The sequence below is a fragment of the Streptomyces sp. NPDC088252 genome (genome assembly GCF_044740965.1).
Lineage (GTDB): Bacteria > Actinomycetota > Actinomycetes > Streptomycetales > Streptomycetaceae > Streptomyces.
The window spans coordinates 20,980-36,494 of record NZ_JBIURS010000035.1 but is presented as its reverse complement, the minus strand read 5'-3'; the positions used below and the strand labels follow the sequence as shown (position 1 = coordinate 36,494).

Here is a 15,515-nt window from a genome sequence, read left to right as displayed (position 1 = left end):
TGCGGGCGGTGGGGCATGGTGCAGACTCGGTGCGGTGAGAAAGATCTATGTCATCGGTATCGGCGCGGGCGACCCCGACCATCTGACCCTGCAGGCCATCAAGGCACTGAACAGGGCGGATGCCTTCTTCATCCTCGACAAGGGCGAGGAGAAGTCCGATCTGACCGGGCTGCGACGGGACATCCTCGACGTACATGTGAAGAACGCGTACCGGTTGATCGAAAAACGGGATCCGGAGCGGGATCGCAGGACATCGGACTACTCACCCGCGGTGGACGACTGGCGCAGGCGCCGTGCGGATCTGTACGAGCGGTTCATCGCGGAGGAACTCGGCGAGGACGAGTGCGGGGCGTTCCTGGTGTGGGGCGATCCCGCGCTGTACGACTCCACGCTCGGCATCCTCGAAGAGATCCTCGACCGGGGTGCGGTCGCCTTCGACCATGAGGTGGTCCCCGGGATCAGCAGCGTCTCCGCACTGCTCGCCAGGCATCGGACGGGGCTGAACCGGGTGGCGCGTCCGGTGCAGATCACGACGGGCCGACGGCTGGCCGACGGCTGGCCCGAGGAGGTGGACGACGTCGTGGTGATGCTCGACGCGCGGCAGGCGTTCACTCGCCACCTGGACCAGGATCTACACATCTACTGGGGGGCGTACGTGGGGACCGCCGACGAGATCCTGGTCTCCGGACGCCTCGCCGAGGTGTCGGACCGGATCGAGGAACTGCGGGCCGAGGCGCGGGCCCGCAAGGGCTGGATCATGGATACCTATCTGCTGCGTCGCGACTGATTCCGCCTTCCCGGCACAGCAGTCGGAGCGCCGCGGCGACATCGTGCACGACGCGCACGCCGTCGGGTGGCGGCGGTCGGCGGACCACGACCACGGGCAGCCCGAGGTTCCTGGCAGCGGTGAGCTTCGCCGCGGTGGCGGGGCCGCCGCTGTCCTTGGTGACAAGGACGTCGATGGTGTGGTCGCGCAGCAGCGCCGTCTCGCCCTCGACGGTGTACGGACCGCGGTCGAGGAGCACCGCGGTGTGGCGGGGCAGCGGCGGCTCGGGCGGATCCACGGACCGTACGACGAAGTGGAGCCGGTCCGCGCCGGGGGCGGTGGCGAAGGCGGCCAGGCCGAGACGGCCGGTGGTGAGGAGGATCCGGCGGCCCAGGCCGGGCAGTCGGGCAGCGGCGTCGGCGAGGTCGTCGGCCTGATGCCATTGGTCGTCGGGGCCCGCCGTCCAGCCGGGGCGGCGCAGTGCGAACAGTGCGGTGCCGGTGGCCTTTGCGGCTTCGGCGGCGTTGGCACTGATGGTGTCGGCGAACGGATGGGTGGCATCGACGACGGTGTCCACGCCGTGGGTTCGCAACCAGTCGGCGAGGCCCCGGGGGCCGCCGAAGCCGCCGATGCGTACGTCCCCCGCGGGCATTCGGGGCCGGGCGACCCGGCCGGCCAGCGAGGTGGTGACGCGCGCGGTCGCCCCGCCGCCGGGCCCGGTCAGCTCGGCGGCGAGCTGCCGGGCTTCGGTCGTTCCGCCGAGGATGAGGACGTGGCCGGGCATGCACCGAACCTACGTCACTTTGGCCGTCCGCCGCCCGGAGCGGCGAACAGGGCTGCCCGCAGCCACTACGATCCGGCGTCATGAGCACTTCTGACCAGGACCAGGCCGTGGACAGCCCGATAGCCGATCCGGAGGCCGCGTCGAAGACGGCTCCCGCAACCGTTCCGGAGGCCGTTCCCACGACAGCTCCCGAGACCGTTGCGGAATCCGCTTCGCGGACGTCGGCGCACCCGGTTCCCGAGGCCTCGGCAAGGACCGCGGCGGAGACCGTCCCCGAGGCGGCTCCCGCGGCCGATCCGGAGACCGCTGCCGAGACGGGCGAACGTCGGTTGACACCGCGTCAGGCGAGACGGCTGCGCATCGTCCTCTCGTCGATCGGCATGGCGGCGATGGCGGTCGTTCTCGCGCTGCGGATCGCCAGCCGGTCGTCCGTGCTGGTGGTCGGGGTCTACGGGCTCGCGCTGATCCTGTGCGGGATCGTGATCGAGCTCAGCAGGAACGGTCGCACCCGGCTCGGCAGTTGGCTGCTGGCCGTCGGGCTGCTGGCGGCGATCGGTTCGGACTGGCTACTCATTCCCTGACGCATGGTCAGGACAATGCGATCCGCACGGTCACCGCCGTGCGGATCGACCCGGTCGAGCCGGACGGCGCGCAGACGGAACGAGCGGCCCGGCACGGCGGGCAGCAGCAGCCGCCGGCCCGCGCCGACGACGGTCACGTCGTAGGCGGGCGGATCGGCCGGGTCCGCCGACGGGCTCCCGGGGAGGTCGTCGGGCAGTGCTCCGGCGGTGCCGATCGTGCGGTCTTCCATCGCGCTTTCATCGCGCGGGACTCGCACGTATCAGGCATGGTCCAGCAGGGTCCGCACCGCGGCTCGGAATCCGGCCAGGCGTTCGGCCGCCTCGTCGGCGCCGATCCGGGGTTCGTACACGGCAACGGGCTTCCATTCGGGTACGGCCTGCCGGAGCGGGAGCCGGGGGTCGAGGCCGAGGCGGGCGACGGCTCCGACGCCGAGTGCGGTGACATCGGGCAGCGCGGAGACCTCGACGGGGCGTTGCAGCAGGTCGGCCTGGGTCTGCATGAGCAGTGCCGAGCGGGTCAGGCCTCCGTCGACCCGGAGTGAGGTCAGCGGGGAGCCCAGGTCGGTCGCGACCGCCTCGGTGAGTTCGACGACCTGTGCGGCGATGCCTTCGCACAGCGCGCGCACCAGATGGCCCGCGGTGGTGTCGAGGCCGAGGCCGGTCACCGATCCGCGCAGGTCGCCGCGCCACCAGGGGGCGGCGAGACCGGCGAGCGCCGGTACGAACGTGACACCGCCGGAGCCGGGGACGCCGGCGCCGACCGCGTCGAGGTCCGCCGCACCCGAGATCACCCCCAGGCCGGTGAGCCAGTCGACGGCGGACGCGGCGGTGTAGACCTGTCCGTCGAGGCAGTAGCTGGTGCGGCCGCCGAGCCGCCAGGCGACGCAGCTGACCAGTCCGGTGGACCCGCGGCGGGGCGCCGGACCGGTCTGGGCGAGCAGGAAGGCGCCGGTTCCGTAGGTGCACTTGGCGTTGCCGGGGTCGAGGGCGTTCTGGGCGAGCAGGGCGGCCTGCTGGTCGACGAGGAGTCCGGTCAGCGGGAGTTCGCCGCCGAAGGCGGTCGTGGTACCGACCACGCCGTCGGAGTCGACGACGGCCGGGAGGCGCTCGTCGCCGAGGCCGAAGACGTCCAGGGCCTCGGGTGACCACCGGACCCGGTCGAGGTCGAGCAGCTGGGTGCGTCCCGCGGTCGCCGCGTCCGTGACGAACGCACCGGTCAGCTGATGGACGAGCCAGGAGTCGCTGGTGGTGACCACGCCCTCGCGGGTCAGCTCGCGCCGGATCCAGGCCATCTTGGGGGCGGCGAAGTAGGGATCGAGCGGCAGCCCGGTGAGGCGGGTCAACTCCTCCTCGTGCGGCGCGAGTTCCGCGCAGACGGGTGCGGAGCGCCGGTCCTGCCAGACGATCGCTTGGGTGAGCGGGCGCCCGGTGTCCGGATCCCAGGCGAGCACCGTCTCGCCCTGGTTGGCGAGGCCGACGGCGGCCACCGGTTCGCCCGCTTCGCGCAGCGCCCGACGCCCGGCCTCGACGACCGAGCCGAGCAGTTCGGCGGGGGCGACCTCGACCGCCCCTCCGGCGCCGTGACGCGGCCGCACGGGAGCCGAACCGGAACCGATCACGCCTCGCTCCGGGCAGACCACCAGCGCCTTCGTTCCCGACGTGCCCTGGTCCACCGCGAGTACCGGGCCTGTCATCGACACTCCAGTCGTGCGAAAGCTCTACGGCTTGAACGGAATCGTGATCATTGGTCTCCGCCGCCCAGAGTGGTGCAGACCACCGCGTACGTCAAGGGCTGTCCGGGCGCACGTCCGGAACAACCGGATGCTGATCAACGTCCGTACGGGTCAGCCGACTTGAGTAAGATCCGCGAATCGGTCCGGAGTTCGGGGCAACTGGCCTTACACTCACCGCCGAGCAACAACCGGACGCTTTCGAGCAGTTCGTTGTTCAACAGCTGCTTCACCCCCCACGCCCTTGAGGATTGATGACACCGACATTCCCTCCCGAGCTCCGAGACCTCGAATCCCGGGCTTTCCGCTTCCGCACGGGTTCCATGCCACCGCCGGGCTGCGTGACGTGCTGAGGAAATCTCCCGACCGTCACACCCCGTCCGGTCGCACATGGGCAGGGCGTGTCCATGGCGAACAGTGAATTCCGGCCGGTCTATCACCCGGCCGGCCATGACAACGAATTGCGTGTCGCCTTACAGGATCTGCGCACCGGGCGCTGGCTTTCCATGCGCGACCTGCTGGAGCGTACGCCGGACTGGACCCTGTGGACGCAACGCACCCAGGTGCTCGGAGCCATCGCCGCCGGTTCGGACGCGGTACAGGCCTGGCTGGCCGAGGAGCCGCGAAGTGTCGCCGCCTCAGTGATGCACGCACGGGTCGTCGTGGAGCGGGCCGTGCGGGCCCATCGCGAGGGCCATCACCGTGCGCAGGAACTGTGGCAGGAAGCCTGGGGAGCCTGCCGGACGGCCGCGCACACCTCCCCCGCCGACCCGGTGCCCTGGGTGTGCCTGCTGGCCCTGTCGCAGCTGGACGAGCACCAGCGACTGGAGGAGCACCGGCTGCACCCGCCGGGGCCGATGCTCTTCCCCGGCCCGTGGGGGCTGCTGGCGGAGGCCGACAAACGGGATCCGTACAACCGCGAGGCCTACCACCGGATGCTCCAGTTCGTGTACGCGCGGAAGGCCGGCGGATCGCTCTCGGAGGCGGTCAACTTCGTTCAGTGGGCGGCCTCTTCCGCTCCCGACGGATCCGCGCTGCACGCGCTGCCCCTGTATGTGCGGGTCGAGCGCTACCGGCGCGAGCACGGGCACGAGAAGGCCCTGGATCTCCACTGGGTCACCGAGGACGCGGAGCGGGACGCCGCTCGGGCGCTGGAGCTCTGGTTCCGTCGCACGCCTCCGATCTCCCACTCCCTGCTCGATCTGAACCATCTGGCCCACGCCCTGTGGGGTGCCCTCCAATTCGCCGACGCCGCACCGGTGTTCCGGGAACTCGGGCCCTATTTCACCTCCGTTCCCTGGGTGTATCGCACACGGGACCCCAAGGCCCCCGGTGGCGCCGAGGAAGTCTTCCTGCGTGCCCGCAGCCGCTGCCTCACGGTGTCCCGCGACCCCGGACGGGGGCCGCACGGCTGAGCCATGGCGCCGATCGCCGAGCCGCATCCCCGTTCCGGACCGACCGCTTTCCTTCCCGTCCCCGTCACTCCTCATGGAGGTTTTCCCATGTCCATATCCACCCCGACCCAGTCGGGTGCGGAGGCCACCCCGCCGAAGGACGAGGAGGAGCGGCTGCGTGAACTCGGCTATCAGCCCGTGCTCGCCCGACGCATGGGCGGCTTCGGCAACTTCGCCATCAGCTTCTCCGTCATCTCCATCCTGTCCGGCTGCATGACCCTGTACGGCTTCGGCATGTCCACCGGTGGTCCGGCGGTGATGCTCTGGGGCTGGGCCGGTGTCGGGCTCTTCGTGCTCTGTGTCGGCATGGCACTCGCCGAGGTCACCAGCGCCTACCCGACCTCGGGAGCGCTCTACTACATGGCCGACCGGCTCGGCGGCCGCAAGTGGGGCTGGTACACCGGCTGGCTGAATCTGCTCGGTCTGCTCGGTGCGATCGCCGGTATCGACTACGGTGCCGCGCTGTTCACCGGTGCGCTGATGAATCTGCAGTGGGGATTCACCCCCACACCGGGCAAGACGATGATCATCTTCCTCTGCATCCTGCTGCTGCACGCCGTGCTGAACCTCTTCGGTGTCCGCCTCGTCAGTGTGCTCAACTCCATCAGCGTGTGGTGGCATCTCGCCGGTGTCGCGGTGATCGTCGTCGTACTGGCGGTCGTGCCGTCGCACCACCAGTCGCCCTCGTTCGTCTTCACCGAGTTCGTCAACGACACGGGCTGGCACAATCCGTTGTACGTGGCGGCGATCGGTCTGCTCCTCGCCCAGTACACCTTCTGCGGCTACGACGCGTCCGCCCATCTGTCGGAGGAGACCTCGAACGCCTCGGTGACGGCCGCCAAGGGCATCGTCCGCGCTATCTGGGTCTCCTGGGTCGCCGGTTTCGTGCTGCTCGCCGGGCTGACCTTCGCGATCCAGGACTACGCGGGCACCCAGAACAGCGCGACCGGGGTACCTCCGGCCCAGATCCTGATCGACGCGCTGGGCACCTCCGGAGCAACGGCCCTGCTGCTGATCGTGATCGCGGCCCAGCTGTTCTGCGGCAACGCCGAGGTCGCCGCCGCCAGCCGGATGGTGTTCGCGTTCAGCCGGGACAACGCCCTGCCGGGCTCGGCGCTGTGGCGCAAGGTGAGCGCGAGCACCCAGACGCCCGTCAACGCGGTGTGGCTGTCGGTCGTCGTCGCCGGTGTGCTGGCGCTGCCGTCGCTGTACTCCGCCACGGCGTACGGTGCGGTGACCGCGATCAACGTCATCGGCATCACGCCCGCCTACGCGATCCCGATCTTCCTGAAGCTGCGCTCCGGTGGCCGGTTCGAGCGCGGGCCGTGGCACCTGGGCCGCTGGAGCAAGCCGATCGGCTGGATCGCCGTGGTGTGGGTCGCCATCGTGACCGTGCTGTTCCTGCTCCCCCAGTCGTCCCCGGTGACGGTCGACTCGATGAACTACGCGTCGATCGCGCTGGTCGCCGTGCTGGTTCTGGCCACCATCTGGTGGTTCGTCGCGCGTCGTTCGTACAGCACGCCGTCCGCGTACGGGAACGCACGTGAGCAGGCGGAGATCGAGGAAGGCATCGTCTGATCCGGCCCCGCCCACGCCCTTTCCCAGCCCTCCCCGGTCGCAGCGAGCAGCTGTCGGGGAGGGCTGCGGCGTGTGTGCGGCGGCGGGTTCGGAACGTCGTGTGCGCTCAGCGCAGGAGCAACTGGAGTCCACCGAGGACGGTCGCACCGATGACCAGCTGCTCGAAGAGTCTCTGGTTGATCCGGTCCACGCACCTGCGGCCGATGAAGGCGCCGGGGAGGACGAACAGCAGCATGCAGGCATCCAGCAGCAGCGACTGTGCGTCGATGAGGCCCAGGCCGACGCTGAACGGCACCTTGGACGTGTTGACGATGAGGAAGAACCACGCCGACGTCCCCAGGAAGCCCAGCTTCCGGAAGCCGGCGGAGAGCAGACAGAGCGACATGACGGGGCCGCCCGCTTTGGCGACCATGGTGGTGAATCCGCCCAGGACCCCGTACGAGCGGGCCTTGAACCCGCCACTGCCGCGCGTCGTCGGTTCGCCGGACTCCTCCGCGGCCTCCCGTCCCGTGGCCGCGGGCCTCCGCCGCCGGATGGCGACACCCGCCATGAACAGCAGGATCGCGCCGATCGATGTCCGTACGGCCGCGTCGTCGGCCCACACCATGAAGGCCGTTCCCGCCACCACGCCGACGGCGACGGCGGGGAAGAGCCGCAGCAGGGTCGGCCAGTGGGCGTGCCGCCGGTGGATGAGAACGGCGAGCACGTCGCCCGCGATGAGGATCGGGAGCAGTACCCCGGTGGACTCGCGGGCGGGAGTACGGCCGCGAATACGGCCGGACTGATCGTGTTGGCGCCGCTGACGGCCGACTTCGAGAAGCCGACGAGAGCGGATGCCGCGGCGAGCGAGGCCAGTTGCCCGGCCGGACCCCCCTCGCCGATCCGGCCTGACTCGAACGAAAGACCCCAGGTGCCGTTGGACCAAGCCCGCAAGAGCGCCCTGAGACGGGTGAGGCCCACAGGACGATCCACGCGCGTGGACGGGGCTGGGGCGATCGCTATGCTGCGACGCGAACGCTCACCTGAAGCGCTCAAACGAACAACACACGGCGGTACGGCGAGGGGGCCAACAGCATGCGGGAGCCGGTCGAACTCAGGCGACAACGAATCCTGTCGGTGGTGGAGTCGCGCGGCGCCGTCAAGGTCAGCGTGCTCGCGGCCGAGCTGGATGTCTCGGTGGTCACGATCAGGCGGGACGTCGAGGAGCTCGCCCAGGCCGGACGGCTGCGGCGCGGACACGGGGTGGCCCGGCCGGTCGGGGAGGCTCAGCCGCCCGCCGCGGTGCCCGCGTCGCGGGGCGAGGAACCTGCCGGGGAGGGCGGGGCGGTGGCCCTGGTCGTACCGGAACGGCATTCGTACCTGTACGAGACCCTGCACGGCGCCCGGAGCGTTCTGGAGGAGTCCGGCATGCGCATCGCCCTGCACATCGCACCCCAGGCGGCCGGAGCCGAACGACCACTGGTGGAGCGGGCGCTGGCGGACGGGGCGCGCGGGCTGCTGATCGCGCCGCGCTGGCGCAACGCGCGCTCGGAGGAGCTGGACTACGGATGGCTCGCGGACGTGGGGGTGCCGACCGTGCTCATGGAGCGGCGGCCGCGGCCGGGCAGCGCGCTGCACGCCCTCGACTCCGTCTGTTCCGACCACTGGTACGGGACGCACCTCGCCGTCGAGCACCTGGTGTCGCTGGGGCATCGCCGCATCGTCCTGGCCGCCCGTGACGACAGCCCGACGGCGCGCAGCATCCGTGCGGCGTTCGCCGAGATCGCAGCGGCCCGCGCGGAGGTGGAGGACTGGTCGGTGGTGCTGAGTTCCCCGGCGGCGGTGCCCGGCCCCGGTCCCGACTCCGCCGCCTCGGGAGCCGGCGCGCCACCGGGCCCCGGAGCCGATGGTCGATCCGGCCTCGACCTCGCGGCGCTGCTGCGGGAGCGGGGGGCCACGGCGGCCGTGCTGCACGGCGACGTCGATGCGTTGATGCTGGTGCAGCGGCTGGCGGAGAGCGGTATCGAGGTGCCGCGCGACTGCTCCGTGGTCGCGTACGACGATGTGGTCGCGGCCCTCGGCAGCACGCCCCTGACCGCGGTGGCTCCACCGAAGACGGCGATCGGACGCGCCGCCGCCGAGCTGCTGCTCCACAGGCTGTCCGGGACTGTCGACGCGAGTGGACCCGTACGCCGGACGGAGTTGCTGCCCACGCTCAAGGTGCGCGGATCCGCGCAGGAGAGGATCCCTTCCACAAGATGAGCGTTTGACCGCTTTGATTTTCTTCTGAGCGATCTCTTGACCAGTACCGATCAGCCGATCAGGATTCCCCGTGACCCGAATCAGGAGCCGCGGGAGGCGCACATGCCCGGTCGACAGAGCCGTCGATCCGTGCTCGCCACGATCGCCGCCCTGCCGCTGACAGGCGCACTGAGCGCCTGCGGCGGCAGCGGCGGATCATCGGGGTCGGGCAGCACGAGCAACACCAGCTTCGGAGGCACCACCGGCAGCGGGGCCGGGAAGAACGCCACGCGCATCACCTTCTGGTCCGCCCTGCGCGGCAGTCAGGAGGTCGTGGACGCGTTCAACCGCAGCCACGACAAAGTCCAGGTCGACTTCCAGCAGATCCCCACGGGCGGCCAAGGTGGTTACGCGAAGCTCAGCAACGCCGCACGGGCGGGCAACGCCCCCGACGTGGCGACGATCGAGTATCCCCAGGTGCCCGGCTTCGCGATCGACGGGGTCGCCCGTGAGATCACGGACATGGTCAGCGACGACCTGCGCGCCGCGCTGCTGCCGCAGGCACTCGGCCTCACCACCTTCGAGAAGCGTGTCTTCAGCGTTCCGCTGGACGTCGAACCGATGGTCATGCACTACCGCACCGACCTCTTCGCCCAGTACGGACTCGAAGTCCCGCGCACGTGGGACGAGTTCGAGAACCTGGCCCACACGGTGCGCCGCAAGGCGCCCGGCCGCAGACTGTGCACCTTCGCCACCGACGGTGCCCCGCAGTTCGCCGCGTTCGCCTGGCAGGCCGGCGCCCAGTGGTACGACACCCGCTCGGGCGCCTGGAACGTCTCGCTCGCCGACGGGCCGAGCCGGCGCGTGGCCTCGTACTGGCAACGTCTCATCGACCAGGACCTGGTCTTCATGAACGCGGTCGACAGCCGGCAGTACGACGCCCAGGTCGGTAACGGTCAGGTGCTCGTCCGGCTCAGCGGCGCCTGGGACGCCGGGGCGCAGATGAACGCCCGGCCCGCGCAGAAGGGCAAGTGGGCCGTCGCACCGCTGCCCCAGTGGAAGGAGGGCGACGCCGCGCTCGGCACCCATGGCGGGTCCACCTTCGCGGTCACCGCCGACAGCCGGCACCCGGAGGCCGCGCTGGAGTTCATCGGGTGGCAGGTGTCGCACCCCGACGCGCTGCGCGCCCGGCTCTCCAGCGGCACCAGCAGCCAGTACCCGGCCGCCCCGGCGCTCGTCGCCGTGGGCCGCGAAGCCTTCGACCGCGGCTACTACAGCGGCCAGGACATCTACTCGCTGTTCGAGCGGGAGGCCCACAAGATCAGGGACGGCTGGACCTGGGGGCCCCGGATGACCGCCTCCCAGAAGGTGATGCAGGACGGCTTCGCCCGGGTGGGCGGCGGCCAGGGCTCACTGATCGACACCGTGCGCGCGACGCAGCGGGGCACCATGCCGGACCTCAGGGCACTGGGCCTGGCCACCACCGAGCGCAGCAGCTGACCCGAGCCCGCCCCGTCCCCCTTCCCAGCAGCAGAGAGGCAGGTGACACCGATGACCAGCCCCCTCACCACGACCGCTTCCACTCCCCCGAGCCCGGCCGCGCACCCGTCGCGGGCCCCCTCGCCCCTACCGGCGAGTTCCACCCGCAGATCCGCCAGGCGCCGTGAACTCGGCGCGTGCGGCGCCCTGATGACCCCGTTCCTCCTGCTCCTCGTGACGGTCTTCCTGATCCCCGTCGGGACGGCCATTTGGCTCAGCTTCTTCAGCGACGACCAGCCCGGGCTCGGCTTCGGGCCGGAGCGCACGGTCTTCGTCGGACTGCGCAGCTATACCGCCGTGCTGACCGACCCGACCTTCCTCGGCGGGCTCGGCACCGTCGTCATCTACTGCCTGATCTACATCCCGCTGATGGTGATCGGTGCGCTGGCGCTGGCACTTCTGCTGGATTCCGGGTTGGTACGGCTGCGGTCCTGGGCACAGCTCGGACTGTTCCTGCCGCACGCCGTGCCCGGCATCATCGCCGCCGTCATCTGGCTCTACCTGTACACGCCGGGGCTCAGTCCGGTGGTCGACCTGTTCGCCAAGGCCGACATCACCATCGACTTCCTCGGTGTGCACACCGTCGTCCCGTCGATCGTCAACATCGCCCTGTGGAGCAATCTCGGCTACAACATGGTCGTCTTCTACGCCGCCCTGCAGGCCGTACCGCGCGAGATCATCGAGGCGTCGGTGGTCGACGGCGCCGGACCGGTGCGCACCGCACTCCAGGTCAAGACTCCCCTGGTGCGTTCGTCGATCGTGATGGTCGCGATGTTCACCCTGATCTTCGCCCTGCAGCTGTTCACCGAGCCGATGCTGCTCAGCCAGGCCACGCCGATGATCAACTCACGTTTCTCACCCAGCATGTACATCTACGACGCCGCGTTCACACGCAACAACTACGGCCTCGCCGCGGCCGCCTCGGTCGTCCTGCTCATCTGCACGATCGCCCTCTCCTACGGCGTCACCCGCTGGACCAACCGCTCCAACACCCCCGAGGAGGAAGCCCGATGAGCGCGACGAGCACCGTCCGCACCGCCGCGCCCCCGCGGCCCCGGCTCCTCGGCCGGTCCGTCGTCAATCTCGTCGTCGGCGTCTCGGTGCTGTACACGCTGCTGCCCGTGCTGTGGCTGGTGCTCGCCGCGTCCAAGGACCGGGACGCCCTGTTCGGCAGCGATGTGCTCTCGCTGGACCACTTCTCCTTCGGACAGAACCTCAAGGACCTGTTCGCGATGGACGGCGGACTGTACGGACGGTGGTACGGCAACAGCCTGCTGTACGCGGTCCTCGGCGCCGCACTCGGCGCGCTCGTGAGCATCGCCTGCGGATACGCCTTCGACAAGTACCGATTCGCGCACAAGGAGAAGCTCTTCGGTCTGGTGCTCGCCGCGGTGATGGTGCCGCAGACCGTGCTCGCGCTGCCGCTGTATCTGATGGCGTCCCGCACCGGCCTGGTCAACACCTTCTGGTCCGTCTTCATCCCCGTGCTCTTCAACCCCTTCGGTGTCTACCTCGGCCGTATCTTCAGCCAGGGTTACGTGCCGAACGAGGTGCTGGAGGCGGCGCGGGTGGACGGCGCCGGCGAGCTGACCACGTACGTCCGGGTCTGCCTGCGGATGCTGGGGCCGGGCCTGGTCACCGTCTTCCTCTTCCAGCTCACCGCGATCTGGAACAACTTCTTCCTGCCCATGGTGATGCTCTCCGACCAGCACCTGTACCCGGTCAGTCTCGGGCTCTACACCTGGAACAGCTCCGCCACGGTCTCCCCCGAGTACTACCCCGTCGTGATCATGGGCTCGCTGCTCGCGGTCCTGCCGCTGATCCTCGCCTTCGCCCTGCTCCAGCGGTTCTGGAAGTCGGGGCTCACCGCGGGCGCGGTCAAGTAGCCGCGCCACCGTCCTCATCCCCGACCAGGAGAGAGATGCACAGCACCTACGCCACCCCACCCACCGGCCGGAACAGACCGCGCGCCGCCGTCGCCATGAAGCCGGACGCCGCGACCGCCCTCCTCGACGCCCGGTCCCTGGCCGCGCTCGGCGAGGTGTGCGATCTCGCCCCGCCACCCGTCCTCGACGACTTCACCACCGACCGGGCCCGCGCCACTCTGGCGGATGTGGAGATCCTGGTCACGGGCTGGGGCTGTCCGCCGCTCGACGAGGCGGCCCTGGCGGCGGCACCGCGGCTGCGCGCCGTCGTCCACACCGCGGGCAGTGTCCGCGGGCACATCACCGAGGCCTGCTGGGACCGCGGCATCGAGGTGTCGTCGGCAGCCGCCGCCAACGCGCTGCCGGTGGCGGAGTACACCGTCGCGATGATCCTCCTCTCCGGCAAGCGGGCCCTGGAACGGGCCCGTGACTACCGGACGGAACGCCGCCGCGACAACTGGCTCGCCACCGCGACCGAGGTCGGCAACTACGGCCGTACCGTCGGCATCCTGTCCGCCTCGATGATCGGCCGACGCGTCATCGAACTGCTGCGACCGTACGACCTGCCGGTCCTGCTCCACGACCCGTACGTCTCCGAGGCGGAGGCCGCCGCGCTCGGCGTCCGGTCCGTCGGTCTCGGTGAACTGTTCGCACACAGCGACGTGGTGAGCGTGCACACCCCCCTGCTGCCGGCCACCCACGGGCTCGTGAGCCGTGAGCTGCTCACCTCGATGCGCAGGGACGCCGTGCTCATCAACACCGCACGGGGCGCCGTGATCGACCAGGACGCGCTCGTCGACGTGCTCCGGCAGGACCGGATCCGGGCGATCCTCGACGTCACCGTCCCCGACTCGCTGCCTCCCGCACACCCCCTCTGGGAGTGCGACAACGTCACCATCACCCCACACCTCGCAGGCTCACAGGGCAACGAGTGGCGGCGACTGGTCGATCTGGCGGTCGGTGAGGCCGGCCGCTGGGCCGCGGGCGACGGATTCGCCCATCCCGTACGACGCGAAAGGCTGGCATTCCTCGCATGACCGCACCCCATCCGGATTCCCCCCTCGAACTTCCCGCCGAAGACAGGGCGTCGAGCCCGCACACCGGCTACACCCGCGCGCACTGGGAGGCCGCGGCGGACGGACTGCTCAAGGCGGCCTGGCAGTGGGCCACACCGGGCGGCGCGCTGCTGGACCTGCCGGGCCGGCCGTCCGCCTCCGGGGTGCGTTCCGACGGGCTGGAGGGATACGCGCGTACGTTCCTCGCCGCCGCCTTCCGGGTGGCGGGCGCGGACGGCAAGGACCCGCGCGGCTGGCTCGACCGGTACGCCGACGGACTCGCGGCCGGTACCCTCACCCCCGGCCGCGACGACACCGAGTCCTGGCCGTTGATCCGTGACCACACCGTCTTCGGCCAGCCCATGGTCGAGTCGGCCTCGGTCGCCATCGGTCTGCGGCTGACCCGGCCATGGCTCTGGGACCGGCTGGAGTCCGGGGTCCGGGACCGTGCCGAGGAGTGGCTGCGCGGCGCGCTGCGCCACACCCCCGCGCCCAACAACTGGTACCTGTTCCCCTACTCCGTGGCCGCGTTCCTGGAGTCCGTGGGCCGTGGCGACGCGGAGACGGCCCGCGCGAAGGAGCGCGCCCTGGGCCTGCTGGAGGGCTGGTACCGCGGCGACGGCTGGTACGCGGACGGCGACGGCCGCGCCTTCGACCACTACAACGGCTGGGCCCTGCACCTCTACCCCGTACTCGACGCACATCTGTCGGGCGACTCCGAGCTGTCCGAGCACTACGGTTCCCGGCTGCGCGAACATCTGGAGGGCTTCTCCCTCCTGTTCGGCGGCGACGGTGCGCCGATCCACTTCGGCCGGTCGCTGACGTACCGGTTCGCGGCTGCCTCGTCGGTCGCGCTCGGCGCCGTCACCGGGCACACACCGCTCACGCCCGGCGCCTCGCGGCGGGTGATCAACGGATCTCTGCGCTACTTCCTGGACCGCGGCGCCACCGGTACGGACGGGCTGCTGAGCCTGGGCTGGCACGGCCCGCACGAGGCGTCACTGCAGAACTACTCGGCACCCGCCTCGCCGTACTGGGCGTCCAAGGCCTTCGTCTCCCTGCTCGCCCCGGACAGCCATCCGCTGTGGACCGCGACCGAGGAGCCCGCGCCGAGCGAGGGCCCCGACCGGGTGCTCGCGCTGCCCGCGCCCGGGCTGCTCGTCCAGTCCACCCGGGCGGACGGAGTCGTACGGCTGCACAATCACGGCAGCGACCATGTCCGCCCGCACGAAGGCGAGTCGGGGGTGGCGGACGACCCGCTGTACAGCCGTCAGTCGTACTCCACGGTGACGGGCCCCACGGCGAAGGCCAACCAGGCGGACAACCACCTGGCCGTGGTCGTCGCCGGAACGCGCAGCGGCCGCCGCTCCATCCGCCCGCTGGGCGCCGGCGGCGGCGACGACTGGGGCTGGGCCGCCTCCTGGCACCGACCGGTCTTCTCCTCCGGTGCGCCGATGGTGCCGGGGATGCGCGTGGAGAGTGTCACCGTGGCACGCGCCCGCTACGAGCTGAGGGTGCATCGGGTGCTCGGCGCGCCCGCCGGGGCCCGGGTGGAGCAGACGGGCTGGGCGACCGGCCCCGACGACACACTGACCTCCGCACTGCACGGACTGCATGGCTGGGGGAATCGGGACGGGGTACGGGCCCCGCAGGGCACGGCGTACACGCGCTGGGCGGTGGTGCCCCGGCTGTCCGCGGACGCGGAGGGCACGACGGTGCTGGTCGCACTCGCCTCGCTGACCGCGGAGCCCGACCCCGGACCGCTGGACACGGTGGTGAACGGGGTCCGGGTGAACGGGGACACGGTGGAGGTCCGCTGGGCCGAGGACGGTACGACGACCCGGATCGGTTTCGAGCCGCTGAGCGTCACGCACGGCTGAGAG

General features: G+C 70.7%; 12 protein-coding genes and 1 pseudogene. 10 read left to right on the top strand and 3 right to left on the bottom strand.

What is annotated here, in order from left to right:
* Window positions 1-34: 34 nt before the first annotated feature.
* Window positions 35-787, top strand: coding sequence for a precorrin-6A synthase (deacetylating) (cobF, locus tag ACIOHC_RS39545; protein ID WP_365690660.1), 753 nt, complete (start codon window positions 35-37; stop codon window positions 785-787).
* On the opposite strand, the gene ACIOHC_RS39540 is transcribed toward cobF, so the two are convergent.
* Window positions 756-1,550: a cobalt-precorrin-6A reductase gene (locus ACIOHC_RS39540; protein ID WP_365690662.1), complete on the bottom strand. Its 795-nt coding sequence runs from the start codon at window positions 1,548-1,550 to the stop codon at window positions 756-758. The genes cobF and ACIOHC_RS39540 overlap by 32 nt on opposite strands.
* Window positions 1,551-1,630: 80 nt before the next feature.
* On the opposite strand from ACIOHC_RS39540, the gene ACIOHC_RS39535 reads away from it, so the two are divergent.
* Complete coding sequence (locus ACIOHC_RS39535) at window positions 1,631-2,131, top strand: hypothetical protein (RefSeq protein ID WP_351082553.1); 501 nt, start codon at window positions 1,631-1,633, stop codon at window positions 2,129-2,131.
* A gap of 260 nt (window positions 2,132-2,391) precedes the next feature.
* Here ACIOHC_RS39535 and ACIOHC_RS39530 read toward each other — a convergent pair whose 3' ends face one another.
* Window positions 2,392-3,825 (bottom strand): FGGY family carbohydrate kinase, encoded by a 1,434-nt coding sequence (locus ACIOHC_RS39530; RefSeq protein WP_401846376.1) that lies wholly within the window; start codon window positions 3,823-3,825, stop codon window positions 2,392-2,394.
* A 443-nt stretch (window positions 3,826-4,268) separates the two neighbouring features.
* On the opposite strand from ACIOHC_RS39530, the gene ACIOHC_RS39525 reads away from it, so the two are divergent.
* Window positions 4,269-5,276 carry a hypothetical protein gene (locus ACIOHC_RS39525; protein WP_351082559.1) on the top strand — a complete coding sequence of 336 codons (1,008 nt, stop codon included), beginning with the start codon at window positions 4,269-4,271 and terminating at the stop codon, window positions 5,274-5,276.
* Window positions 5,277-5,363: 87 nt separating this feature from the next.
* Window positions 5,364-6,893: an amino acid permease gene (locus tag ACIOHC_RS39520; protein WP_351082561.1), complete on the top strand. Its 1,530-nt coding sequence runs from the start codon at window positions 5,364-5,366 to the stop codon at window positions 6,891-6,893.
* A gap of 106 nt (window positions 6,894-6,999) precedes the next feature.
* Here the strand turns inward: ACIOHC_RS39520 and ACIOHC_RS39515 are convergent.
* Window positions 7,000-7,775: pseudogene (locus ACIOHC_RS39515) on the bottom strand (sulfite exporter TauE/SafE family protein).
* A 192-nt stretch (window positions 7,776-7,967) separates the two neighbouring features.
* Between ACIOHC_RS39515 and ACIOHC_RS39510 the strand changes: the two are divergent.
* The 6 genes from ACIOHC_RS39510 to ACIOHC_RS39485 all read left to right on the top strand — a co-directional run bounded on the left by ACIOHC_RS39510 (window position 7,968) and on the right by ACIOHC_RS39485 (window position 15,512).
* Window positions 7,968-9,134, top strand: coding sequence for a substrate-binding domain-containing protein (locus ACIOHC_RS39510; RefSeq protein WP_389638443.1), 1,167 nt, complete (start codon window positions 7,968-7,970; stop codon window positions 9,132-9,134).
* Between the two features lie 102 nt (window positions 9,135-9,236).
* The gene (locus ACIOHC_RS39505; protein ID WP_401846373.1) at window positions 9,237-10,613 is read left to right on the top strand and encodes an ABC transporter substrate-binding protein; all 1,377 of its coding nucleotides are present in this window, start codon (window positions 9,237-9,239) and stop codon (window positions 10,611-10,613) included.
* A 51-nt stretch (window positions 10,614-10,664) separates the two neighbouring features.
* A complete protein-coding gene (locus tag ACIOHC_RS39500) occupies window positions 10,665-11,666 on the top strand; it encodes a carbohydrate ABC transporter permease (protein WP_401846370.1) in 1,002 nt (333 codons plus the stop codon).
* Window positions 11,663-12,538, top strand: a complete 876-nt coding sequence (locus ACIOHC_RS39495; protein WP_351082569.1) for a carbohydrate ABC transporter permease — start codon at window positions 11,663-11,665, stop codon at window positions 12,536-12,538. Before ACIOHC_RS39500 ends, ACIOHC_RS39495 begins: the two co-directional genes overlap by 4 nt.
* 35 nt (window positions 12,539-12,573) lie before the next feature.
* Window positions 12,574-13,614 (top strand): hydroxyacid dehydrogenase, encoded by a 1,041-nt coding sequence (locus tag ACIOHC_RS39490; RefSeq protein WP_351082570.1) that lies wholly within the window; start codon window positions 12,574-12,576, stop codon window positions 13,612-13,614.
* Entirely contained in the window at window positions 13,611-15,512 is a 1,902-nt protein-coding gene (locus tag ACIOHC_RS39485) for a DUF2264 domain-containing protein (RefSeq protein WP_401846367.1), read from the top strand. Before ACIOHC_RS39490 ends, ACIOHC_RS39485 begins: the two co-directional genes overlap by 4 nt.
* Window positions 15,513-15,515: the final 3 nt, after the last annotated feature.